The following is a 19910-nucleotide window of genomic DNA, read 5'->3' as shown; positions in this document are numbered from 1 at the left end:
AGGCAGCGAGAGACGAAACAGACCGGGGATTGAAAGACAAAGACGGACGGAACCCTGGCCTGGTGCGTCGCTGCACTACGCGTTGCCCCGCGGGAACTACATCTGCGCCATTGAACGGCGACGGGAGAAACAAACGCAATAGTTTTCTTGCAAGACCGGCCAAGAATCTCATCCGAAAAATATCAGATTCTTGTAAGTTATGCAGAGATTTATGCGCGTAGCGGTCCGATGACGGCACGATCGCTGCGCAATCATTGCGCATTCCGACCCTGTGAGAACCCTGAGCGGCGGAGCCGCGCACCCATCCTCACACCGCGCCAGACAGGGACTCCCCCGGCTTGACCTGCCCCGGCTTCCTCGGTTGAATGGCCCCCGTGACGCGCTCTCAAAAGGAATGCGGCGCGCTACGGAGGCGGCCCGCAGGCGCCGCCCCAGTCCCTCAGAAGATAAAAGATACGGAGAAGACTCTTGACCGCGCTTACCCAAGCCAAGGCCGCCCTGGCCGCCGCCCTCGCGGGCCTCTGCCTCAGCTCGGCCGCCGTGGCCGCCGACGCCTACCCCAGCAAACCCATTCGCCTGATCGTGCCCTTCGCCGCCGGCGGCACCACCGACATCGTCGCCCGTATCGTGTCCGAGGGGCTGACCCGCGAGCTGGGCCAGGCCGTCGTGGTCGAGAACCGGGGCGGCGGCGGCGGCTCCATCGGCGCCGACGCCCTGGTGCGCTCGACGCCCGACGGCTACACCCTGGGCGTGGCCACCGTCAGCACCATGGCCACCAACCCGGCCACCAATCCGCAGAACCCCTACAACCCGATCAAGGACTTCACCCCCATCACCAATCTGGTCAACGTACCCAACGTCCTGACCGTGAACCCCTCGGTGCCGGCCAAGACCCTGGCCGAATTCATCACGCTGCTCAAGAACAACCCGGGCAAGTACAGCTACGCCTCGTCCGGCACCGGCGGCATCAGCCACCTGGACGGCGAGCTGTTCAAGTCGCTGACCAATACCGACATGGTGCACGTGCCATACCGTGGCTCGGGCCCGGCGCTGAACGACGTGATCGCCGGCCAGGTCAACGCGCAATTCGACAACCTGCCCTCTTCCATGCCCCATATCCAGGCCGGCAAGCTGCGCGCCCTGGCGATCGAGGCGCCCAAGCGCCTGCCCTCGCTGCCGGACGTGCCGAACTTCGGGGAAGCCGGCCTGCCGCAGATGGACAACATGGCCTGGTATGGCCTGGTCGCGCCGGCGGGCACCCCGCAGGCCGTGGTCGATCGCATCCACGCCGCCGCCGTCAAGGTGCTGAAGGATCCGAAGATCGCCCAGCGCCTGGCCGATGGCGGCTCGCTGGTGGACGGCAGCACGCCGGCCGAATACGCCGCCCTGATCAAGCGCGAACTGGAACTGCGCCAGCGCATCGCCAAGGACCGCGACATCAAGCTGTCGAACTGAACCCCCCTGCCGGCCGCGCCGCCTCGTCCGCTCTCCCGGGCGCGGCGGCGCCGGACCGTTGCGCCCGGACCGCAGCCCCTTGACTGCAATCGCCCCGGTGGTAGCATCTGCCCCCGTGCGATCCGATCTTTCCTCCCCTCCTGACGCCGCCAGCGCCCTTTGCGCCCTGCGCTCGACCCTGTTGAGCTCGCAGGAAGTCGCCGCGCGTTCCGCTTACGCGCGCTCCAAGCCCGGCTAATCCGCCGGCGCCCCTTCCCGTTTTCCACCCTTTTCCGGCCCGCCGCCGGCTGCTTGCGCACATCCGCGCCCGCCGCCGGCCTCGGCCCGGGACCGCCCGCCCACATCCAGGCCGGCGGTTCCTGCCGCTCGGCCCGCTTCCGTCCGCCCTGAACCGGACGGCGGCCGGCCGGGCGCACACGACCTTTGCGCCTATCGTCATGCAACTCACCAAGAATTTCGTCAAAGCCAAGAATCCCTGTGCGGGCGGCTACAAATGGTTCCTGCGGGATCACAACGGACAGGGCGACTATCAGGCCGTGCTCGACGCCCTGGTCGCCGACGGCCGCGTCGGCGATGCCTGCTGGCTGCTGGACCAGTTCGGCCCGACCGACGCGGTGCTGCGGCTGGACGAGATCGACGCCAGCGCGGTGGTGTTCGCCGGCACGATCGAGGTGCGCATGGGCATCAATGTGGATTCCGTGGTGCGCGCCGGACGCGGCATCATCGCGGGCGGCGGCATCCGCGCCGGCGAATCGGTGATCGCCGGCGAGAACATCCAGTCGGGCGCCCAGATCGCCAGCGCCGGCCTGCTGCGCGCGGGCGGCGACATCAGCGCCGAATGGGGCATCGAGACGGCCGACACGCTGGACTGCGCCGGCAACGCGCGCGCCAAATGGGATGTGCGCGCGGGCGGCAAGATGACCGTGGGAGGCCATCTGCACGCGGGCCAGGACGTGGCCTGCGACGACGCCATCACCTGCGGCCAGGGCCTCAAGGCGGGCGGCTCGGTCATCGCCGCCAAGGCGCTCAGCGCCGGCTGCGGCATCCAGGCCGGCGCGTCCGTCGATTGCGGCGAGCACCTGGCCGCCGGTTGGGGCATGATCGCTGGCGAGGACATCCGCGCCGAGGGCGCCATCCGCGCGGGCGAAGGCATCCAGGCGCAAGGCGCCATCACGGCCGGCCCCGGCCACGGCATCTATGCCGGCCTGAACGTGCGCCTGGACGCCTGGCCGGTCTGCGCCAGGGTCATCGCGAGCGAGCGTCCCAGCCAGCTGGTCAGCGGGCATTGGGAAGCGCGGGAACTGGAACTGGCCTGACCGGGCCGGGCGCCAGCCGCCGCGCAAGGGCTGGCGCCCTCCCCGCTATCGCGCCGGCCTGAGCACCAGCATCAGCCCCAGCAGGATCGCCGCCATCCCGACCAGGCTCAAGACCGGCAGCCGATTGCCCAGGATCAGGAAATCCAGCAGCGCCGTGCCGACCGGCACCAGGTAGAACAGGCTGGTCACGTTGACCAGGTTGCCCGCCTGGATCATGCGGTAGAACAGCAGCGTCGCGCCCACCGAGATCACCAGGCCCATCCACAGCCAGGGCAGCACGAAGCCGATGCTCCAGTCCGCCCACAAGGGCTGGAACGGCGCGAACAGCAGGCACAGGACTAGGCTGACCGCGTATTGCAGCGGCATCACGTCCATGGGCGGCTGGCTGGCGCGCTTCTGCAGGATGGCCCCCGCCGTCATGCTCAGCAGCGCGGCCAGGGCGAAGCCGATGCCCGCCGCCGAATAGCGCGCCAAGGCGATGCTCTGGAACACCACCATGATGAGCCCGGCCAGGGCCAGCAGCAGGCCCGACACACGGCCCGCGTCGAAGCGCCGCTCCATCAGCGCCAGCGTCAGGATGGGCTGCGCGCCCAGCAGGGTCGCCAGCACCCCTGGCGTGACGCCGTGGTCCAGCGCCAGCAGATAACAGATGGAATAGCAGCCGATGAGCAGGAAGCCCGTCAGCGCCACGCTGACGCGCGTGCCCGGCGCCGGCAGCCAGCGGCGGCGACCGGCGCAAATCGCCAGCAACACCGTCAGCGCCAGCACGAAGCGCAGCAGCAGGAAGCCAAAGGCGGAGGCATGCGCCAGCCCCCATTTGGCGAAGATCGCGCCGCCGCTCCACAGCAGCACGAACAAGGAAGTGGAGCCATGTGCGGCCCACGCATTCCGGTTGAAAGACATGAGTTTCTACCTGTCGATGAGTGAACAGGCTCGAGCCCGGGCCATCCCGTCGCGGGAAAGCGGCGAGACGGATGCGCGAACCGCCGGACGCGTTCAGGCGTCAAGGCAGGCGGTTGGCGGGCCAGGCAGGAGCGTGATTGGACGAAGCGCGGCGCGTACCGGATCGCCCGAACGGATCGGAACGAGCGGGAAGCGCCTTAGCGGCGGACGACGGCCGACGGCGGGTACGGGCCCGCGACGACGGCGACGACCCCGACGACGGTCGGCGGGGCCGCGGGCGGCGGCGCCGCTGCGACAGGAGGAGAGACCACCGCGCCTCGCGTCATGGCCCGTGCCGGCGCGCGCGCACCCGCTGCGCGGACGGCGCTGGCGGTGACGGCGATGGACAGGAAGTCGGACATGAGCTTGGGGGTGAACGACCCGGAGATCAGGAAGGATCGCCTCTTGCTCGGACGCGGGCCGGACGTGGCGTCCGACCTGGATACCGCACAGGGTCAAGTGCCGTAGTCTACGCGCGGACAGCGGGCGCGTCCAGCGGCGTCACGCGACTTGAGCGAGCCCGCCATTCGCGGCTCGGAACACCGCTCGAAGTCGTGCGTCCGCATCATTCGTCCGCATCATTCGTCCACATCATTCGTCCGCGTAATTCGTCCGCGTCATACGCCCAGCCTACGCGTCGCCGATGCGCCGCTGCGCCACGCCCAGGTCGCGCCAGGCCTCGCCATGGCAGGTGAACATCAGGATCTGGTGGCGTGTCGCGGCATCGAACAGCGCCCGCTTCATGAAGTCGCGGCGGCCCTCGTCGGCGTGAACCAGTGCATCGTCCAGCACCAGCAGCGTCGGACGCCCCGCCTCCTGCAACAGGTCGGCGTAGGCGAAGCGCGCCAGGATGCCCAGCTGCTCGCGGGTGCCGAAACTCAGGCTGTCCAGCGCGTCCTCGCCGCCGGCGCGCTGCAAGGCGGCGGGCAGCAAGGCATCGTCCAGGCGCAGCGCCGCTTCGGGGAACAGCAGCCCAAGGTAATGACGCAGCCGGCGCGCCAGCGGCGCCTGCAGCCGCTGGGTGGCGGCCGCGCGCTTGTCGCTCAGCAGCCGCAACAGCAAGTCCAGCGCCTGCGCGCGCCGATCCAGCTCGTCGCGGCGACGTTGCAGCCGCTCGCAATCGGCCTCGGCCTCGGACAGCCGTTCGCCCAGGCCTTGCGCGCCGGCCTGGTCCAGCTTGCCCTGCAATTGCAGCATCTCGCCGTGCCGGCGCTGCTGCGCCTCGCGCTCCAGCGCGGCCGACTGTTCGAAGCGCAACGCGTCCTGCTCGATCAGCGCCGGGCGCTGGCCGTCCAGCGCCGCCTCGGCCTCGCCCAGCCGCCGCGCCAGCAGATCATGATGGCTGCGCGTCTCGGCCAGCCGCCCTGCCCGCTCCTGCCGCTGCGCGACGCGCTCGGGCGACAGCAGCGCGGTCCGGCTGGCCGTGGCCTGCGATTGCAGCATCTGGGCGCGGGTTGCCTCCGCGTCCGCCGCGCGCCGGGCCTCGGCCCAGGCATTGCCCGCGTGTTCGGCGGCAGCCTCCGCCTCGCCCAGGGCCTGCCGCGCCGAGGCGAGGTCCAGGGCCTCGCCGGCGGCGGCCGGCGGCAAGGCATGCAGACGCGCTCGCAGCGCATCGCGCCGCGCCAGCGCCTCGTCGCGCTGGCCGCGCAGCATGTCGATGCCCTTGGGCGCGTGGATCTGCAACGCCCTGCGCATGCCTTCCAGATCGCCCTTGAGCGCGGCATGGCGGGCATGGCGCGCCTCGACCTCATCGACGCTGGCCGCGCCCAGGCGGGCCAGCAGCGCCGCCCCTTCGGCGTCCAGCGCGGCCAGTTCGCGTTGCAGCGCGGGCAGGTCCTTGCCGCCCGGCTCGATGCGCAGCCGGCCCACGCCGGGCAGTTCCAGCTCCGCCGCCGCCGTCAACAGCAGTTGCCCGTCGACCTCCAGTTCGCGGCCGTCCAGCAGCGCCCGCGCGCCCGGCTCCAATCGGTACGACAGCCGCGTGGCCACGGCCTGCAGCTGGGCGCGCAGGCTGGCCCGCTGGCTTTCGATCCCGCGCAGTCCCTGCAGATCGGCGTCCAGCACTTCGATGCCAACCACCTCGGCCTTGAGCGCCGATCCCTGGGCAATCAGTTCATCCGCCGCTTTCAGCGCGCCATCCAGGCGCTCCGTGTCGGCGTCCAGCTGGCGCAATTGCTGTTCCAGGTCGCGCCGATCGGCCTGCGCCTGCGCCGCCGTCAAGGCCAGCCGCGCCGCGTCGGCGGCGGCGCGTTGCGCGTCGCGCTGTTGCAGCGCGCGCACCAGCGGCGCCTCGGACTGGCGCAGGCGCTCGGCGGCCGCCTGCGCCTGCTGTTCCAGCGTCCGCAGTTCGGCTTCATCCTGCTGGTCGCGCCCGACCTGATCCTGCAACAGGCCCAGGTTGCTGGCGGCCTGCGCCAGCTCGCGGCGCAAGCCTTCCAGCGTCTCGCGCTCGCGCGCCAGGGCCGCCAGGCGCGTGCGCGCCTCGGCGGCCCGCGCTTCCAGCGCCTTCCAGGGCTCGGCTTGCTGCGCCTGCCCATGTTCCTGGCGCAAGGCGGCCAGCCGGTCGACGTCCGCGTCCAACTGCGCCTTGGCGCGCAAAGCGTCATCGCGCGCCGACCGCGCGCGCGCCAACGCCTCATCGGCATCCTTGAGCACGCCCTTGGGCTTGCCGTTGCGCGCGTCCAGCAGCGCGCCGCGCTCGGCGGACACGCGCTCGAACAGCCTGTCGCCATCGCCGGCCGCCAGTTCGCCGGACAGGCGCGTCAGCGCTTCTCGCAGATGGCCCTGGGCGTGGCCAGCCGGCGCGCTGAGCGACTGGCCCTCGCCCTGCTGGATCCACAGCAGCCCGGGGATGCCCGCCTGCTCGGGCTTGCTCTGTCCACGTCCGGGCAAGTCGAAGCCCAACAGCGCCGCCAGCGCATTCTCGGCCGCCTCGCCGTCCAGGCGTTCGGCGCCGCCATCGATCAGCAGCTCGCAGCGCGCCTTAGTCAGGAACTGCTTTTTCAGCACGTAGTCGCGTCCCGCGTGGCTGAACGCCAGCTCCACACTGGGCCGCGCGCCGGATTCGCCGCGCGGCGCCAGATCGGCGACCGTCTTGGTGCTGTAGCGTTCGAGGAAGGCGGCGCGGATGGCGGCCGCCACCGTGCTCTTGCCGGCCTCATTAGGGCCGACGAACAGGTTCAGCCCGGGCTGCAAGCCGTCCAGCGCCAGGGGCTGGCGGAACTTGCGGAATTCTTCCAGGACGATGCGCGACAGCTTCATTGCGCGCCTCCTTCGGCCGCCGCCTCGCGCTGCATCCGCAGCAGCAGGCGCAGCGCCTCGGATGCGACGGCGGCTTGCGCCTCGTCGCCCGGCGCGGCCTGCATCGCCTGCAACTGCGCCGCGACCTCGGCCACGTAGCCGCTGGCGCCCAGTTGCGCGAAATCGGCCTCGTCCGGCTCCAGCAGCAGGCCCGAGAAATCACAGAGCAGCGCGCGCGCCTGCGCGGCCGCCTCGCCCGCAGCGCGTTGCAGCAGCTCCCAGCCGGGCATGCCGACATGGCCGGCCAGCTCCAGCTTCAGCACGTCCTCGCCGCGCAGCGCGGCCAGACGGTCGGCCAGCGCCTGGGCATCGGTCGGCAGGCTCAGCGTCTCGCGCCAGGCCGACCAGCGGTAGCGGCCCAGGGCCACGCGCTCGACCTCCGGCGCCGCGCCCGGGCCAGCGATGCGCACGTCCAGCACATAGCCCGGCTCATTGCCCCGGAAGCGATCCTGCTCGGGCGTGCCCGCATACCAGCAACGCTCGTCCACCCGCAGGCAGCCGTGCCAGTCGCCCAGCGCCAGATAGTCCAGCCGCGCGCGCGCAGCGCGGTCCGCCGCGATAGGGTTGGTGGCGTCGATGGTGTCCGGCAAGCGGCCCGTGACGCTGCCGTGCGCCAGTCCGACGCGCACGCGGCCGGCCTCGCTTTCCATCAGGTCGAACGCCTGGGTCACGTCATCGTAGGTGTGGCGCTGGGTGAGCGGAGCGGCCAGCACCGCCAGGTTGGCGCCGGGCAGGTCCACCACGCCGGCGCGCAGCGGCACATGCACATTGGCGGGCACGCAGCCCAGCTGGATGGCGCGGGTCCAGACGCTGTCGGCCAGCGCGGCGTCGTGGTTGCCGGCGATCATCACCCAGGGGCCGGCGTAGGCGCCCAGCGCGCCGAACAGGCGACGGATGCCACGGTCGGAGATGCCTTGCGTGTCGAACACGTCGCCGGCCACCAGCACCGCGTCCACGCCGCGCTGGGCCGCCAGTTCGGCGATCCGGGCCACGGCGTCGTAGCGGGCCTCGGCCAGCATGGCGGCGTCATCGGAATCGAATTGGCCGTACTGGCGGCCGATCTGCCAGTCGGCGGTATGCAGGATATGCGTCATGCGGCGATTGTGTCACAAGCGCGCGGGCGCGGACGGCCCTCGACAGGGACCCTGCCGTCACCCACAGCAGCCGCGCATCGCCCCGCCTGGTTGACCGCCATGTCACCCGGCAAGGCGTCATTGGCGACGCTGGATAAACGACGGCCCGGCCGGTATCGTGCGCCGGGCGGGCCGTATAAAGGCGCCGGCTTCTGGCCGGCGCTGGAGACAAACGTCAGTCGGGCTCAGGCGCCCTTGCCGCCCAGCACCAGCGGCTGGCTGCGCGCGGCGCCCCGGTCGTAGCGCGACAGGCCCAGGTCGTCGGCGCGGATGGCCGGACGCTGGCCCATGACCTGATCCGCCACCAGCTTGCCCGAACCGCAGGCCATGGTCCAGCCCAGCGTGCCGTGGCCGGTGTTCAGGAACAGGTTGTCGTAGCGGGTGGCGCCCACCACCGGCGTGCCATCCGGCGTCATCGGCCGCAGGCCGGTCCAAAATTCGGCGCGCGGCAGGTCGCCGCTGCCGGGGAAGAGATCATCCACCACCATCTCCAGCGTCTTGCGGCGGGCGTCCTTCAGGCGCAGGTCGAAACCCGCCACCTCGGCCATGCCGCCGACGCGGATGCGCTGGTCAAAGCGCGTCACGGCGATCTTGTAGGTTTCGTCCAGGATGGTCGACACCGGCGCGGCGGACTCGTCGACCATGGGCACGGTCAGCGAATAGCCCTTGAGCGGATAGACCGGCAAGTCCAGGCCCAGCGGCTCCAGGAAGCCGCGCGTGTAGCTGCCGAAGGCGGCCACGTAGCGGTCGGCGGTCAGCACCTCGTCGCCGACGCGCACGCCGGTGATCTGGCCACCCGCGGTGTTCAGGCCGGCCACGTTCTGGCCATAGCGAAACTCCACGCCCAGCTCGGCGGCCATGGCCGCCAGGCGGGTGGTGAACAGATGGCAGTCGCCGGTCTCGTCGTTGGGCAGGCGCAGACCGCCGCTCAGCTTGTGGCTGGAGCGTTCGAGGGCCGGCTCGGCGGTGGCCAGGCGGTTGCGGTCCAGCAGCTCGTAGGGCACGCCGACCTCTTCCAGCACGGCGATGTCGCGGCGGGCCGCCTCCAGCTGCGCCTCGGTGCGGAACAGCTGCAGCGTGCCGCGCGTGCGCTCTTCATAATGGATGCCGGTGGCCGCGCGCAGTTCGCGCAGGCAATCGCGGCTGTACTCGGACAGGCGCAGCATGCGTTCCTTGTTGACCGCGTAGCGCTCGGCCGAACAGTTGGCCAGCATGGCCGCCATCCATTTCAGCTGGAACAGGCTGCCGTCCAGGCGGATCGCCAGCGGCGCATGCTTCTGGAACAGCCACTTGATGGCCTTCATCGGAATGCCGGGCGCGGCCCACGGCGTGGAATAACCGGGCGAGACCTGGCCGGCGTTGGCGTAGCTGGTCTCCTTGGCGGCCGCGGGCTGGCGGTCCAGCACCGTCACTTTGGCGCCCTGGCGGGCCAGGTAATAGGCGGTCGTCGTGCCGATGACACCGCTGCCGAGGACGATCACATGCATGATTCTTTCCGATGGTTGGTTTTATGCAGGAATTTCGGTAGTCTATGGCCCTTATCACAGTGAATATCACTGAAGATTTTGCTTTGGCAGTGCTTTTTCCCGACTAACCCTGCTTTTTGACTCCGCGAAAGTGAAATGCGCGAACTGGACCGCCTAGACCTGAAAATCCTGGATATCCTGCAGCGCGAAGGCCGCATTCCGGTCACGGAATTGGCCGAGCGCGTGAACCTGTCCGCCACCCCCTGCTCCGACCGCATCAAGCGCATGGAGCGCGAGGGCGTGATCACCGGCTACCACGCGCGCGTCAATCCGGCGGCGCTGGGCAAGAACCTGCTGGTGTTCCTGGAAATCAAGCTGTCCGCCAAGTCCGGCGACGTGTTCGACAAGGTCAAGCAGGAACTGCTGTACGTACCCGAAGTCATGGAATGCCACCTGGTGTCCGGCGAGTTCGACTACCTGGTCAAGGCGCGCCTGAGCGAAATGAACGAATACCGCCGCCTGCTCGGCGAGATCCTCAAGCGCCTGCCCGCTTCCGCCGAATCGCACAGCTACATCGTGATGGAAGAGATCAAGGAATCGCTGTATCTGCCCGTCGACAGGTAGACACGCGCGATTTGTAACAGAGCCGGCGGCCAGCGGCTGGTATGCTGGCACCCCTTTTGCCCCCCGGCCGGCCCCGCGCCTGCCCTGCGGCGCGCGTCCTGATGCTTGTTTTCGCCTATGCACCGTCTCTATAAATACTTCTTCCGTGGCCTGATCACGGTCCTGCCCCTGGCCCTGACGGTATACCTGCTGTATATCTTCCTGGCCTGGACCGAGGCCGTGGCGCTGACCTTCCTGCGCCCGTTCATCGGCGGCTTCTACGTGCCGGGCATGGGCCTGGCCCTGGGCATCCTCGGCATTCTGCTGATCGGCTACCTGGTGTCCAAGGAGCGCGTCAAGCGCGTCCTGACGCTGGTGGAAACGCCCTTCACCAACCTGCCCGTGGTCAAAAGCATCTATTCCTCGCTCAAGAGCTTCGCCGACTATTTCTCGCCCAGCGCCAAGACCAATGCGCAGCAGGTCGTGATCCTGCGCATTCCCGGCCAGCAGCTGGAACTGGTCGGCCTGGTGACCCGGCGCAACTTGGACGGCCTGCCCGAAGGCTTCAGTCCGGGCGCGCGCGTGGCGGTCTACCTGCCCATGGGCTACATGATTGGCGGCTACACCGTGTTCGTGCCGCAGGAATGGGTGCAGCCGATCCAGATGTCGGTGGAGGAAGCCATGCGTTCCTCGCTGATCGCCTGGATGGCGCGCGCCGAGCCCAGCGTCCGAGCGCCAGGCGACGTGCCTTCGGCCGGCAACCCGCCCCCGCCCGCCAATCCGCCGGCCGCCAATGGCCCGGCCTGACGTCCGCTTTCCTGGATATTTCCCTCGCCATGCCCATCATCGAATTCACCCTCGCGCCCGGCTGTCCGTATATTGAAGTGAACCAGTTGCTCAAGGCGACCGGCGCCTGCGACAGCGGCGGCGCCGGCAAGATGCTGGTCGCCGAGGGACATGTCAGCGTGGGCGGCGTGGTCGAGCACCGCAAGACCGCCAAGATCCGCGCCGGCCAGATCGTCGATATCGGCGACCTGCGCATCGTGGTGCGCGACGGCGACGGCGATGGCGACGGCAACGACGCCGACGACGCGGCCTGACCCCGCCCCTGCCACCCATCGAGCCCGATCCGCCATGAAATTCAAGATGCCCCGGAATTCCATCTTCGCGGTGCTGCTGCGCTCGCCCTGGTGGATCAGCGCGGCCATCGCGGCGCTGCTGAGCGTGGGCGGTTTCGCCGCGCTGCCGCTGGAGTACGCAGCCATGGGCGTGTTCGCCGCCATCCCTTTCGCCGTGATCGCCATCATGGCGGCCTGGAAGCAGCTGCGCGCGCCGTCCGAAACGCGCGTGCAGGCCGTGGCGCAGGCCGCCGCCGCGATGTCCTGGACGGATTTTTCCCGCACGGTTCAAGCCGGCTTCCAGCGCGACGGCTGCGAGGTCGAGCGCCTGCAGGCGCCCGGCGCCGATTTCGCCCTGAGCAAGGACGGCCACGTCGCCATCGTCGGCGCCCGGCGCTGGAAGGCGGCGCGCGTCGGCGTCGAGCCCTTGCGAGAATTGCAGGCCGAACGCGAACGCCGCGGCGCGCGCGAAGCCATCTGCATCGCCCTGGGCGAAGTGCCCGACACGGCCCTGCAATACGCACGTGCGAACGGCGTCTCGCTGATGCAGGCGCCCGAACTGGCCAAGCTGCTGCGCGACCTGAAAACCTGAGCGCGGGCCGCCGGGACGCCGCAAGCCGCGATCCCGGGCCGCGCCATTGCGATGGTCTCGAACCCCGCCCATTTCCGGAATTCCCGCCATGCTCTACCGCACGCTCGCCGACCTGGTGCTGGCTTTCCACGCGGTCTTCATCGCCTTCGTGATGTTCGGCGGCCTGCTGGCCTTGTGGCGTCCGCGCCTGGCGTAGCTGCACCTGCCCGCGCTGGCCTGGGGCGCGCTGGTGATCGGCATGGGTTGGCTCTGTCCGCTGACGCCGCTGGAAAACGCGTTGCGCGCCCGCGCCGGCCAGCAGGGTTATGCCGGCGGCTTCATCGAGCACTATCTGACCGCCGCCATCTACCCGGAAGGGTTAACCCGCGAGACGCAGATCGTGCTGGCCACCTTGCTGGTCGCTGGCAATCTCGTCGTCTATGGCCTGTGGCTGCGGCGCCGGCGGACCGCCCGTCCCGCAGGTCCGCCCGGCAGTTACGGCCGATGATCTGGGCCCGTGATCCGGTCCGGCACGACCGGCCGTGGAAAGAACGGCGCGCTCAGGCCAGGCTGCGGGCGATCACCAGGCGCTGGATGTCGCTGGTGCCCTCGTAGATCTGGCAGACGCGCACGTCGCGATAGATGCGCTCGACCGGAAAATCCTTCAGGTAGCCGTAGCCGCCCAGCGTCTGGATCGCCGCCGAGCAGACCTGCTCGGCCATCTCGGACGCGTACAGCTTGGCCATCGAGGCTTCGGTCAGCGCCGGCCTGCCGGCCTCGCGCAAGGCCGCCGCGTGCAGCACCATCTGCCTGGCCGCGTGGATGCGCGTGGCCATGTCAGCCAGGCGGAAGGCCACGGCCTGGTGCTCCATGATGGGCTTGCCGAAAGCCTGCCGGTCGCGCGCATAATCGCGCGCGCACTCGAAGGCCGCGCGCGCCATGCCCACCGCCTGCGAGGCGATGCCGATGCGACCGCCCTCAAGGTTGGCCAGCGCGATCTTGTAGCCCTGGCCTTCCTCGCCCAGCCGCCACGCGGCCGGGATGCGCATGTCCTCGAAGGCGATCTGGCAGGTGTCGGACAGATTCTGTCCGAGCTTGTCCTCGACGCGCACGACCTGGTAGCCCGGGGTGTCGGTCGGGACGATGAAAGCCGAGATGCCGCGCTTGCTGGCGTCCGGGTCGGTGACGGCGAACACGATCACGGTCTGGCCGGTGCGCCCGGACGTGATGAACTGCTTGGCGCCGTTGATCACGTAATGGTCGCCGTCACGGCGCGCGCGGGTGCGCAGGCTGCTGGCGTCCGAGCCGGCCTGCGGCTCGGTCAGCGCGAAGCCGCCGATATGCTCGCCGCGCGCCAGCGGACGCAGGAAGCGTTCCTTCTGCTCGTCGGTGCCGAATTTCAGGATCGGCATGCAAGCCACGGAGTTGTGCACGCTCATGATGGTGGAACAGGCGCCGTTGCCGGCCGCGATTTCCTCCAAAGCCACGGCGTAGGACAGATAGCCGCTGGCGTTGCCGTCCCATTCCTCGGGCACCAGCATGCCGAAGAAGCCCAGCTCCGCCATCTCGCGGATCGCCTCGGCGGGGTACTCGTGCTCACGGTCCCAGCGTTCGGATCCGGGCGCCAGGCGCTCCTGGGCGAAACGGCGCGCCATCTCCTGGACGCTCTGCTGCTCTTCGGTCAATAACATGCTTGTCTCCTGTCTATTCTCGAAGCGGCCCGGCGCGGGATCGGCGCCGGCCGGCGGGTTCGGATGTGCCTGGACCGCCTGTCATGCAGGCGCCGCACGACTGCGAGAATACACCGCCCGCCGCCGGCCCGGGGATGGCCGGAGCCATGCGGCCAGGGGTGGATTTCTTGCGGGCGCATCTGCGGGACGGCAGACTAGGTGCACTGCCAGAAATGTCCGCTGACGCGGCAATGCGCGCACCAGAAACTGTAGTTGCAACCGCCGCTGCCCCACATCCATTCGTTGCCGTCGTCCTGCGGCAGGTCGGAGTCCAACTGGAAAGCGAAGGACATCTTGTGGCCGCAATCGGGGCAAGGCGGATACCAGGCCTGCTGCACCCAGCTGGGCGCGCCGCCGACGCGGCTCAGGTTCTGCTGGCCGTTCGAGTCACCCCAATCCTGCCAGGCCCAGCGCGCGGGCGCCTCGAACAGCGTGACCTCGGCCGACGCCAGCGGTTCGGCGGGAAACTGCGGCTCGATCGCCACGTCCTTGCGCTGCGTGGGATGGGCTTGCGGCAGGCCCTCGGCGTCATGCCGGTAGAACAGGGCCGACTCCTCCCAGCCCAGACAGGACAGGCAGACGCCGAAGCTGAGCGGGCCGTCGCAGGCGATGCCGGCGCGCGCCGGCTGGTCGAGCGACAACAGGCGGTGCAACGGGCCGTGACACAGGCCGCAAGTACCCGGCAATGCGCCGCCCATGCCCGCCAGCTGCACCGCCGTGGCGTCCTTGCCGGGGCCGTCGAAGCGCTTCCAGGTCGGATGCAGCGCGCGGATCTCCCGCCGCCACGCCGGTTGCGAGGCGTCCATGTGACGGCGCTGCGCGGCGCTGGCGGAGATGTGCAGCGGGCGGCTGTCATGCAGTGGCCGCAGTCCGCCCTCTTCCAGCGCATAGCCCAGCAGGTCCATCCAGGCCTCCTGTTCCATGTCCGGCTGTCCGGCGCAGGACCGGCGCCACGCCTCCAGCGTCACATCGGGCTGGCGCGCATGCAGCAACGCCACGGCGCGGCTGCGCCGCAGCGTTTCGTCGGTCTCGCCATCCAGGCGGTCCAGCCATTCATGCGCCGTGGCCGCGTCCATCGCCCGCCAGGCGAAGTCCGCGTAGTAGCGCGGCCCGCCGGCTTCGGCGCGCGTCGCCGCCAGCAGCTGCTCCCAACTGCCCGAATACAGTTCAGGCCATTGCAGCGCCGCCGAATCCAGCACCTCTTCCATCGCCTCGCCGTGCTTGCCGTCCCGCGCATCCTGCCAGACCCGCCGCAGCGTGGCGGCATACGATGCATCGTCCATCAGGTCCAGCGCGGTGTCGATGAAGGTCGAGTGCTTTTGCCCGCTGTCCAGGAAGCCCAGCACCAGCTCGCCCAGCGCGGCAGGATCCTCGCGCCGCAGCGCCAGCACCTGTGACATCGGGTCGTTGTTGTTCTTCCAGCCCAGGCTGGCATAGGCTTGCAGGATTTCAGCGGGTGTCATCATGGGTGCGGGCCGCGATGCGCGGCGCATGAATTAAGGGGGTTGGGCGTCGCCGCGCTCCGCCCGGATCGGTTCGCTCGCGAGACGTCTAGCGCGGCCGCGCCAGGCGTTTCCATTCCTCGTTTTCCACCAGCGAGGAACGGTACACGCGCAGCTTGGCGCAACCCTCGATGGTCTTGAGCAACTTCTTGACCTGATCGCAGACCGACGCCGGCAACCAGGGACTGAGCGTCACGCGCCGGACCGCCGACCGGTCCACCGGCACGCGCAGCAAGGGCGTGTCGCGCGTCTTCCTGCCGACGAAGAGCCGGAACTCCTTCTCGTCGCGAAACGCGTGGCGCTTCAGGAACGGCAGGTCGGACTCGGCCACGGGCTGTTCGCGCAGCGCCTTGATGGTGCGATACTGCACGGTCTCGGCGCGCAGGCCCGGCACGTCGGCTACCTCGGCGATGAGCTTGTCCTTGTCGAACTCGATGCACACGCCGCCGCTGCCGTTCGAGAAAACGCGCCAGTGGTGGTAGGTCTCGAAGGCCTCGGCCAGGCACAAGGCATAGATGCCCTCCAGTTCCCTGGCGCGCGCGTACTCCTCGATATAGAACGAATCGTTGCGGTCGTCCCAGGCCTTGGGATTGAGCAGCGCGAGCTCGCCCGATTGCAGGTAGTCGATCAGGTAAGGCAGTTCGGTGTATCGGCGCAGGGTGGTGGCCAAGTCAACGCTCCCGTGGGGTCCAGCCGCCAGTCTACCCGCTTCGGCCCGAGCTTCAGCGCAGGGCCTGGCGCATGAAAGCGACGACGCCGGCGTTGAAATCGCGATGAAAAGCCGCCCGGTCGAAACCCGGGCCATCGCTGCACAGCGACGGCAGCGCGTCGGCCTGCGCCTGCGAGCACGGCGCCACGAACGCAAAATGACCCGCGCCGGCGACCCGGCGGAAATCAGTCCCCGCCGGCAAGCCCTGGCGCAGCGCTTCCACGCTGGCAGGCGTCACGCCGTCACCGCCCTGCTCGGACGCCCACAGCTGGACAGACGCGGCCACGCCGGCCAAGGCCGACGGCGCGAACGCATTGAGCGGATCGGCGATCACCAGGGCCTTGACGCGGACATCCTTCGGGTAAGGCTGGACCGGCGCCTTGCCTGCCGCGATGTCGCGACACATGGGCAGCCCCGGCTGCGATTCGCAGAACGACAACCCCTGACTGAAATCCGGCGCGGCGCCCGCCAGCACCAGGCCGGTATAGCCGCCACGCGAGAAACCAAAGAAGCCGACCGCGTCAGAACGCAGTTGCGCCCTGCCCGGCCAGGCGCCGGTCATGTAGTCGATGAGCCGTCGGATCTCGCGCGGACGCGTCGAGAAGATCGACAGGTAGCCCTGCCGCGAGCGGTCCAGGGCGTTGTCGCCCGTGTGGTTCAGCGCGGCCACCACGAAGCCGGCCTCGGCCAGCGCCCGCGCCGTGTCGTGATGGCCAAGGAAAGACCCGCCCGAGCCGTGCGACATCACCACCAGCGTCATCGGCCCCGCCGGCATCGGGCAGCCCGGCGTGCCGGCGATGACGCTACGGCCGACCGTGATCTCGACCTCCGGCGCGTCGCAGGGGTACCACGCCGCGCCTTGCAGCGCGGGACCGTTCATGTCCATGGGCAAGCTGATGCGCTGGAATCCAACCGCCTGGGCCTGGCTGGCGGCCAGACTCAATGCCGCCGCCGCGAACAGGCCGGACACGCGTTTGCGCGAGACGGCGATGCGATCTGGAACGGCAAACAAGCGCGACGCGGACTTTACAAAACAGGACATGGGCCAGACCTCTGACAGGCGCGGCGTCTCCCATCGCGCCGCAGGACCGCGAGCATACACCGCGCAACAAGCCGCCAGACGCCGTCGTGCGAGCGACGGAAGCCGGGCAGCCCGCAGCAGGCGCCCACGCTCCCACAAAACCATTCGAAGCAAGTCAATCAAATTTGTAATTCCCCGGTCACCTGCCCGTTCTCTTCCCAACACCAAAATAAACCCGCATTGCCGGCAAGAACGGCTGCACAAGGCGCGACATAACAACAGGGGAGACAGCACACATGATGAAGGAATTGCTCGCTGCAACAACGACCACGTTGGTCATGCAGACCGCCACGGCGCAAGTCCCCGCATCCATCACGCTTTACGGCCTGATGGATGCGGGCATGGGCTACACAAGGCTGAGCGGCGCCTACAAGGATCCCGCAACCGGACGTACCCTGCGAGTCAGCAAGAGCCGCCTGGGCGCCCTGAGCGGCGGGGCATCCGGACCGCGCTGGGGCCTGCGCGGCAAGGAAGACCTGGGCGACGGCCTGCATGCCGTGTTCCAGCTGGAATCGGGCTTTGACAGCCGCAACGGCAGGAGCCTGCAAGGAGGCCGCCTGTTCGGCCGCCAGGCCACCGTCGGCCTGCTGAACGCCCGCTGGGGCGAGCTGCGTCTGGGCCGTCAGTACAACGCCGCCACGCGCTACTTCCTCGACATGCTGGGTCCGGCATTCGGCGGTTTCAGCCTGCTGCATACTGGGTACGGACTGGGCATGACCTCGGCGTCCTTCCCGCGCTACGACAACCAGATCTTCTACCAAACGCCGTCGATGGGCGGCATCAAGGCCGCGGCCGGATACGCCTTCAGCGTCAACGACACGCGCAATGCCGAAACCGGCTATGCGACCGCCAACAACACGCGCGCCATCACCGCCGCCCTGCAATACGCCCGGGGCCCGCTCAGCGCCTTCCTCGGCTACGACCAGCTCAACGCTTCCCGGCTGCTCAGCGCCGCCCAGGCCGCCGCCACGCCCCGCGCCTACATCATCGGCGCCTCATACGATTTCACCGCGCTGAAGATCGCAGTGGCCTACAACCGCGTGGCCGACGGCTGGTTCGCCGGCAGGAGCTTTCGCGACGGCGGCCGCGTGGGTGGATTGGCAGGCACCCCGACGTATGCGTTTTCCAAGGGACTGCGCTCCAATTCCCATGTCATCGCGCTCGCCGTTCCGACGGGCCTGTCGGGACATGCGTTCGCTTCATGGCAGCGCACTGACATCAACACCTCACGACTGACAGGCGGCGACGCCACCGGCCAAACATACAGCCTGGGCTACAGCCATAACCTGTCCAAGCGCACCGACCTGTACGCGCTGGTCTCTCATACCCGCAACTGGGCCTTCGTCGACGGCGTTCAAGCCCTGGACGCATACGCGGGCCTGCGTCATCGATTCTGATAGGCGATACCAGCCGTGTTGTGTCGTCGCAACACGGCTCTGCCTGACGCGACTCGCGCAATCCCGCGAACGGCCTGCGCCTGCGCGAGCCGCAGAAAAAGATGACAGAAAATGCAGCGCGCGGCGATCGGATTCGTAATTTGAATGTCGGCTGTCTGTCGAACGGCGGCTTCCAAACTTGGCTGGCCAAGCCCCGGTTCCCGCACCACCTGCGCTCGCACCCCCGCGCGGCGGCGCCGCTGGCTTGGCTCCACTCACATTCCATATCAACGGAGCCTTTGAATGAAGAAGATCTTCGCGGCCACTCTGGGCGCGGCGCTGTCCGCCGCCGCGCAGGCGGAAACCTCGGTCACGCTGTACGGCCTGATCGACACCGGCATCAGCTACACCCGGATCAACGGCAGTTATACCGACCCCAAGACCGGCGTCACGACTGGCAGCGGCGTGAGTCGCCTGGGCGCCACCACCGGCACCACGGCCGGATCGCGCTGGGGCCTGCGTGGCAAGGAAGACCTGGGCGGCGGGCTGTATGCCGTGTTCCAACTGGAATCGGGCTTCGACAGCCGCAATGGCAGCTCGCTGCAGGAAAATCGCCTGTTCGGGCGCGAAGCCACCATCGGCCTGGGCAGCGCCGAATGGGGCGAGTTCCGCTTCGGACGCCAATACAACGTGGGCACGCGCTATTTCTCGGGCATGCTGGGCTCATCGTTCGGCGGCGGCTTCAACCAGCTGAACACCGGCGCCGGCCTGGGTTTCAGCTCGTCCTACTATCCGCGCTACGACAACCTGCTGGTCTATGAGACGCCCTCCATGGGCGGACTGCGCGCCGCCATCGGCTATTCCAGCAACATCAACGACCTGAAGGACAGCCAGACCGGCTTCGCCACGGCCGACAACACCCGGGCGATCACCGCCGGCCTGCGCTACGACAACGGACCGGTCAATGCCTTCGTCACCTACGACCAGCTCAACGCATCCAACAAGCTGAGCCCGGCCGAGACCAGCGCCACGCCGCGCTCCTACGTGATCGGCGGATCGTACGACTTCGAGGTGTTCAAGCTGGCGCTGGCCTACAACCGCGTCACCGACGGCTGGTTCGCCGGCAAGAAGCTGCCCAACGGCGGCAGTGTCGGCGCCTTCACCGGCACGCCTTCGTATGCGTTCTCCAAGGGCTTCCGGTCGAATTCGTACTTCATCGGGCTGTCCGCGCCATTGGGCGGCGGCAGCAGCCTGTTCGCGTCATGGCAACGCGCCGATGCCAACAACAAGAAGCTGACGGGCGGCGACTCAGCCAGCAACACCTACAGCCTGGGCTACAACTACAGCCTGTCCAAGCGCACCGATGTCTACGCGATCGCATCGCACACCAGCAACTGGGCCTTCGTGGACGGCATCAAGGCCACGGAAGTAGGCGTGGGCTTGCGCCACCGCTTCTAAGCGGGCAGCGCGGTCCGCGCGCCGCGCCGAACTCCGTTGATGGCACCCTCCTCCGCGAAGGGAAGGTGTTTCGTCGCCGCGCCTTTCCTAAAGAAGGCGCGGTTTTTTGTTTTCCAATGCCGCGAAACAGCCAACGCGCAGGAAAAAAAA

Annotated in this window: 16 protein-coding genes and 1 pseudogene; 9 read left to right on the top strand and 8 right to left on the bottom strand. The window is 68.8% G+C overall.

Annotation, left to right across the window (positions count from 1 at the left end; genetic code table 11):
* The first annotated feature begins 468 nt into the window (after nt 1–468).
* Entirely contained in the window at nt 469–1455 is a 987-nt protein-coding gene (locus ACEU5R_RS26650) for a tripartite tricarboxylate transporter substrate binding protein (RefSeq protein WP_103274615.1), read from the top strand.
* 437 nt (nt 1456–1892) lie between these two features.
* The gene (locus ACEU5R_RS26645) at nt 1893–2771 is read left to right on the top strand and encodes a hypothetical protein (protein WP_392412751.1); all 879 of its coding nucleotides are present in this window, start codon (nt 1893–1895) and stop codon (nt 2769–2771) included.
* A 45-nt stretch (nt 2772–2816) separates the two neighbouring features.
* Here the strand turns inward: ACEU5R_RS26645 and ACEU5R_RS26640 are convergent, their stop codons facing one another.
* From ACEU5R_RS26640 to ACEU5R_RS26625, 4 genes are all read right to left on the bottom strand, one after another.
* Nucleotides 2817–3674, bottom strand: a complete 858-nt coding sequence (locus tag ACEU5R_RS26640; RefSeq protein WP_392412749.1) for a DMT family transporter — start codon at nt 3672–3674, stop codon at nt 2817–2819.
* A gap of 669 nt (nt 3675–4343) precedes the next feature.
* Nucleotides 4344–6974 (bottom strand): AAA family ATPase, encoded by a 2631-nt coding sequence (locus ACEU5R_RS26635; protein ID WP_392412747.1) that lies wholly within the window; start codon nt 6972–6974, stop codon nt 4344–4346.
* Nucleotides 6971–8107, bottom strand: coding sequence for a DNA repair exonuclease (locus ACEU5R_RS26630; protein WP_103274620.1), 1137 nt, complete (start codon nt 8105–8107; stop codon nt 6971–6973). Before ACEU5R_RS26630 ends, ACEU5R_RS26635 begins: the two co-directional genes overlap by 4 nt.
* A 224-nt stretch (nt 8108–8331) precedes the next feature.
* Nucleotides 8332–9633, bottom strand: coding sequence for a D-amino acid dehydrogenase (locus ACEU5R_RS26625; protein WP_103274621.1), 1302 nt, complete (start codon nt 9631–9633; stop codon nt 8332–8334).
* A 135-nt stretch (nt 9634–9768) separates the two neighbouring features.
* Here ACEU5R_RS26625 and ACEU5R_RS26620 point away from each other — a divergent pair, with 135 nt between their 5' ends.
* The 5 genes and pseudogenes from ACEU5R_RS26620 (at nt 9769) to ACEU5R_RS26600 (ending at nt 12412) form a co-directional block, all read left to right on the top strand.
* On the top strand, nt 9769–10236 hold the full coding sequence (locus ACEU5R_RS26620) for a winged helix-turn-helix transcriptional regulator (protein WP_103274622.1): 468 nt from the start codon (nt 9769–9771) through the stop codon (nt 10234–10236).
* Between the two features lie 117 nt (nt 10237–10353).
* On the top strand, nt 10354–11022 hold the full coding sequence (locus tag ACEU5R_RS26615; protein ID WP_103274623.1) for a DUF502 domain-containing protein: 669 nt from the start codon (nt 10354–10356) through the stop codon (nt 11020–11022).
* 29 nt (nt 11023–11051) lie between these two features.
* A complete protein-coding gene (locus ACEU5R_RS26610) occupies nt 11052–11315 on the top strand; it encodes an RNA-binding S4 domain-containing protein (RefSeq protein ID WP_392412743.1) in 264 nt (87 codons plus the stop codon).
* A 34-nt stretch (nt 11316–11349) separates the two neighbouring features.
* Nucleotides 11350–11925 carry a restriction endonuclease gene (locus ACEU5R_RS26605; protein WP_103274625.1) on the top strand — a complete coding sequence of 192 codons (576 nt, stop codon included), beginning with the start codon at nt 11350–11352 and terminating at the stop codon, nt 11923–11925.
* A gap of 88 nt (nt 11926–12013) precedes the next feature.
* A pseudogene (locus tag ACEU5R_RS26600) lies at nt 12014–12412 on the top strand (DUF2784 domain-containing protein).
* A 52-nt stretch (nt 12413–12464) separates the two neighbouring features.
* Here the strand turns inward: ACEU5R_RS26600 and ACEU5R_RS26595 are convergent.
* The 4 genes from ACEU5R_RS26595 to ACEU5R_RS26580 all read right to left on the bottom strand — a co-directional run bounded on the left by ACEU5R_RS26595 (nt 12465) and on the right by ACEU5R_RS26580 (nt 16887).
* Nucleotides 12465–13595: an acyl-CoA dehydrogenase family protein gene (locus ACEU5R_RS26595; RefSeq protein WP_392412741.1), complete on the bottom strand. Its 1131-nt coding sequence runs from the start codon at nt 13593–13595 to the stop codon at nt 12465–12467.
* A gap of 194 nt (nt 13596–13789) precedes the next feature.
* Nucleotides 13790–15100 (bottom strand): hypothetical protein, encoded by a 1311-nt coding sequence (locus tag ACEU5R_RS26590; RefSeq protein WP_392412740.1) that lies wholly within the window; start codon nt 15098–15100, stop codon nt 13790–13792.
* Nucleotides 15101–15185: 85 nt separating this feature from the next.
* Entirely contained in the window at nt 15186–15806 is a 621-nt protein-coding gene (locus ACEU5R_RS26585; RefSeq protein WP_103274629.1) for a DUF2971 domain-containing protein, read from the bottom strand.
* A gap of 52 nt (nt 15807–15858) precedes the next feature.
* Nucleotides 15859–16887, bottom strand: coding sequence for an alpha/beta hydrolase family protein (locus tag ACEU5R_RS26580; protein ID WP_392412738.1), 1029 nt, complete (start codon nt 16885–16887; stop codon nt 15859–15861).
* Between the two features lie 275 nt (nt 16888–17162).
* Here ACEU5R_RS26580 and ACEU5R_RS26575 point away from each other — a divergent pair, with 275 nt between their 5' ends.
* Both ACEU5R_RS26575 and ACEU5R_RS26570 read left to right on the top strand, forming a co-directional pair.
* Nucleotides 17163–18323, top strand: a complete 1161-nt coding sequence (locus ACEU5R_RS26575) for a porin (RefSeq protein ID WP_392412736.1) — start codon at nt 17163–17165, stop codon at nt 18321–18323.
* 282 nt (nt 18324–18605) lie between these two features.
* The gene (locus ACEU5R_RS26570; RefSeq protein WP_392412734.1) at nt 18606–19760 is read left to right on the top strand and encodes a porin; all 1155 of its coding nucleotides are present in this window, start codon (nt 18606–18608) and stop codon (nt 19758–19760) included.
* The last annotated feature ends 150 nt before the right edge of the window (nt 19761–19910 follow it).

The organism is Achromobacter sp. 413638, from assembly GCF_043119405.1.
In the GTDB taxonomy this organism is placed as follows: Bacteria; Pseudomonadota; Gammaproteobacteria; order Burkholderiales; family Burkholderiaceae_B; genus Achromobacter.
Note: the sequence above shows the minus strand (reverse complement) of the source record. Positions and strands in the feature narration are given on the sequence as shown.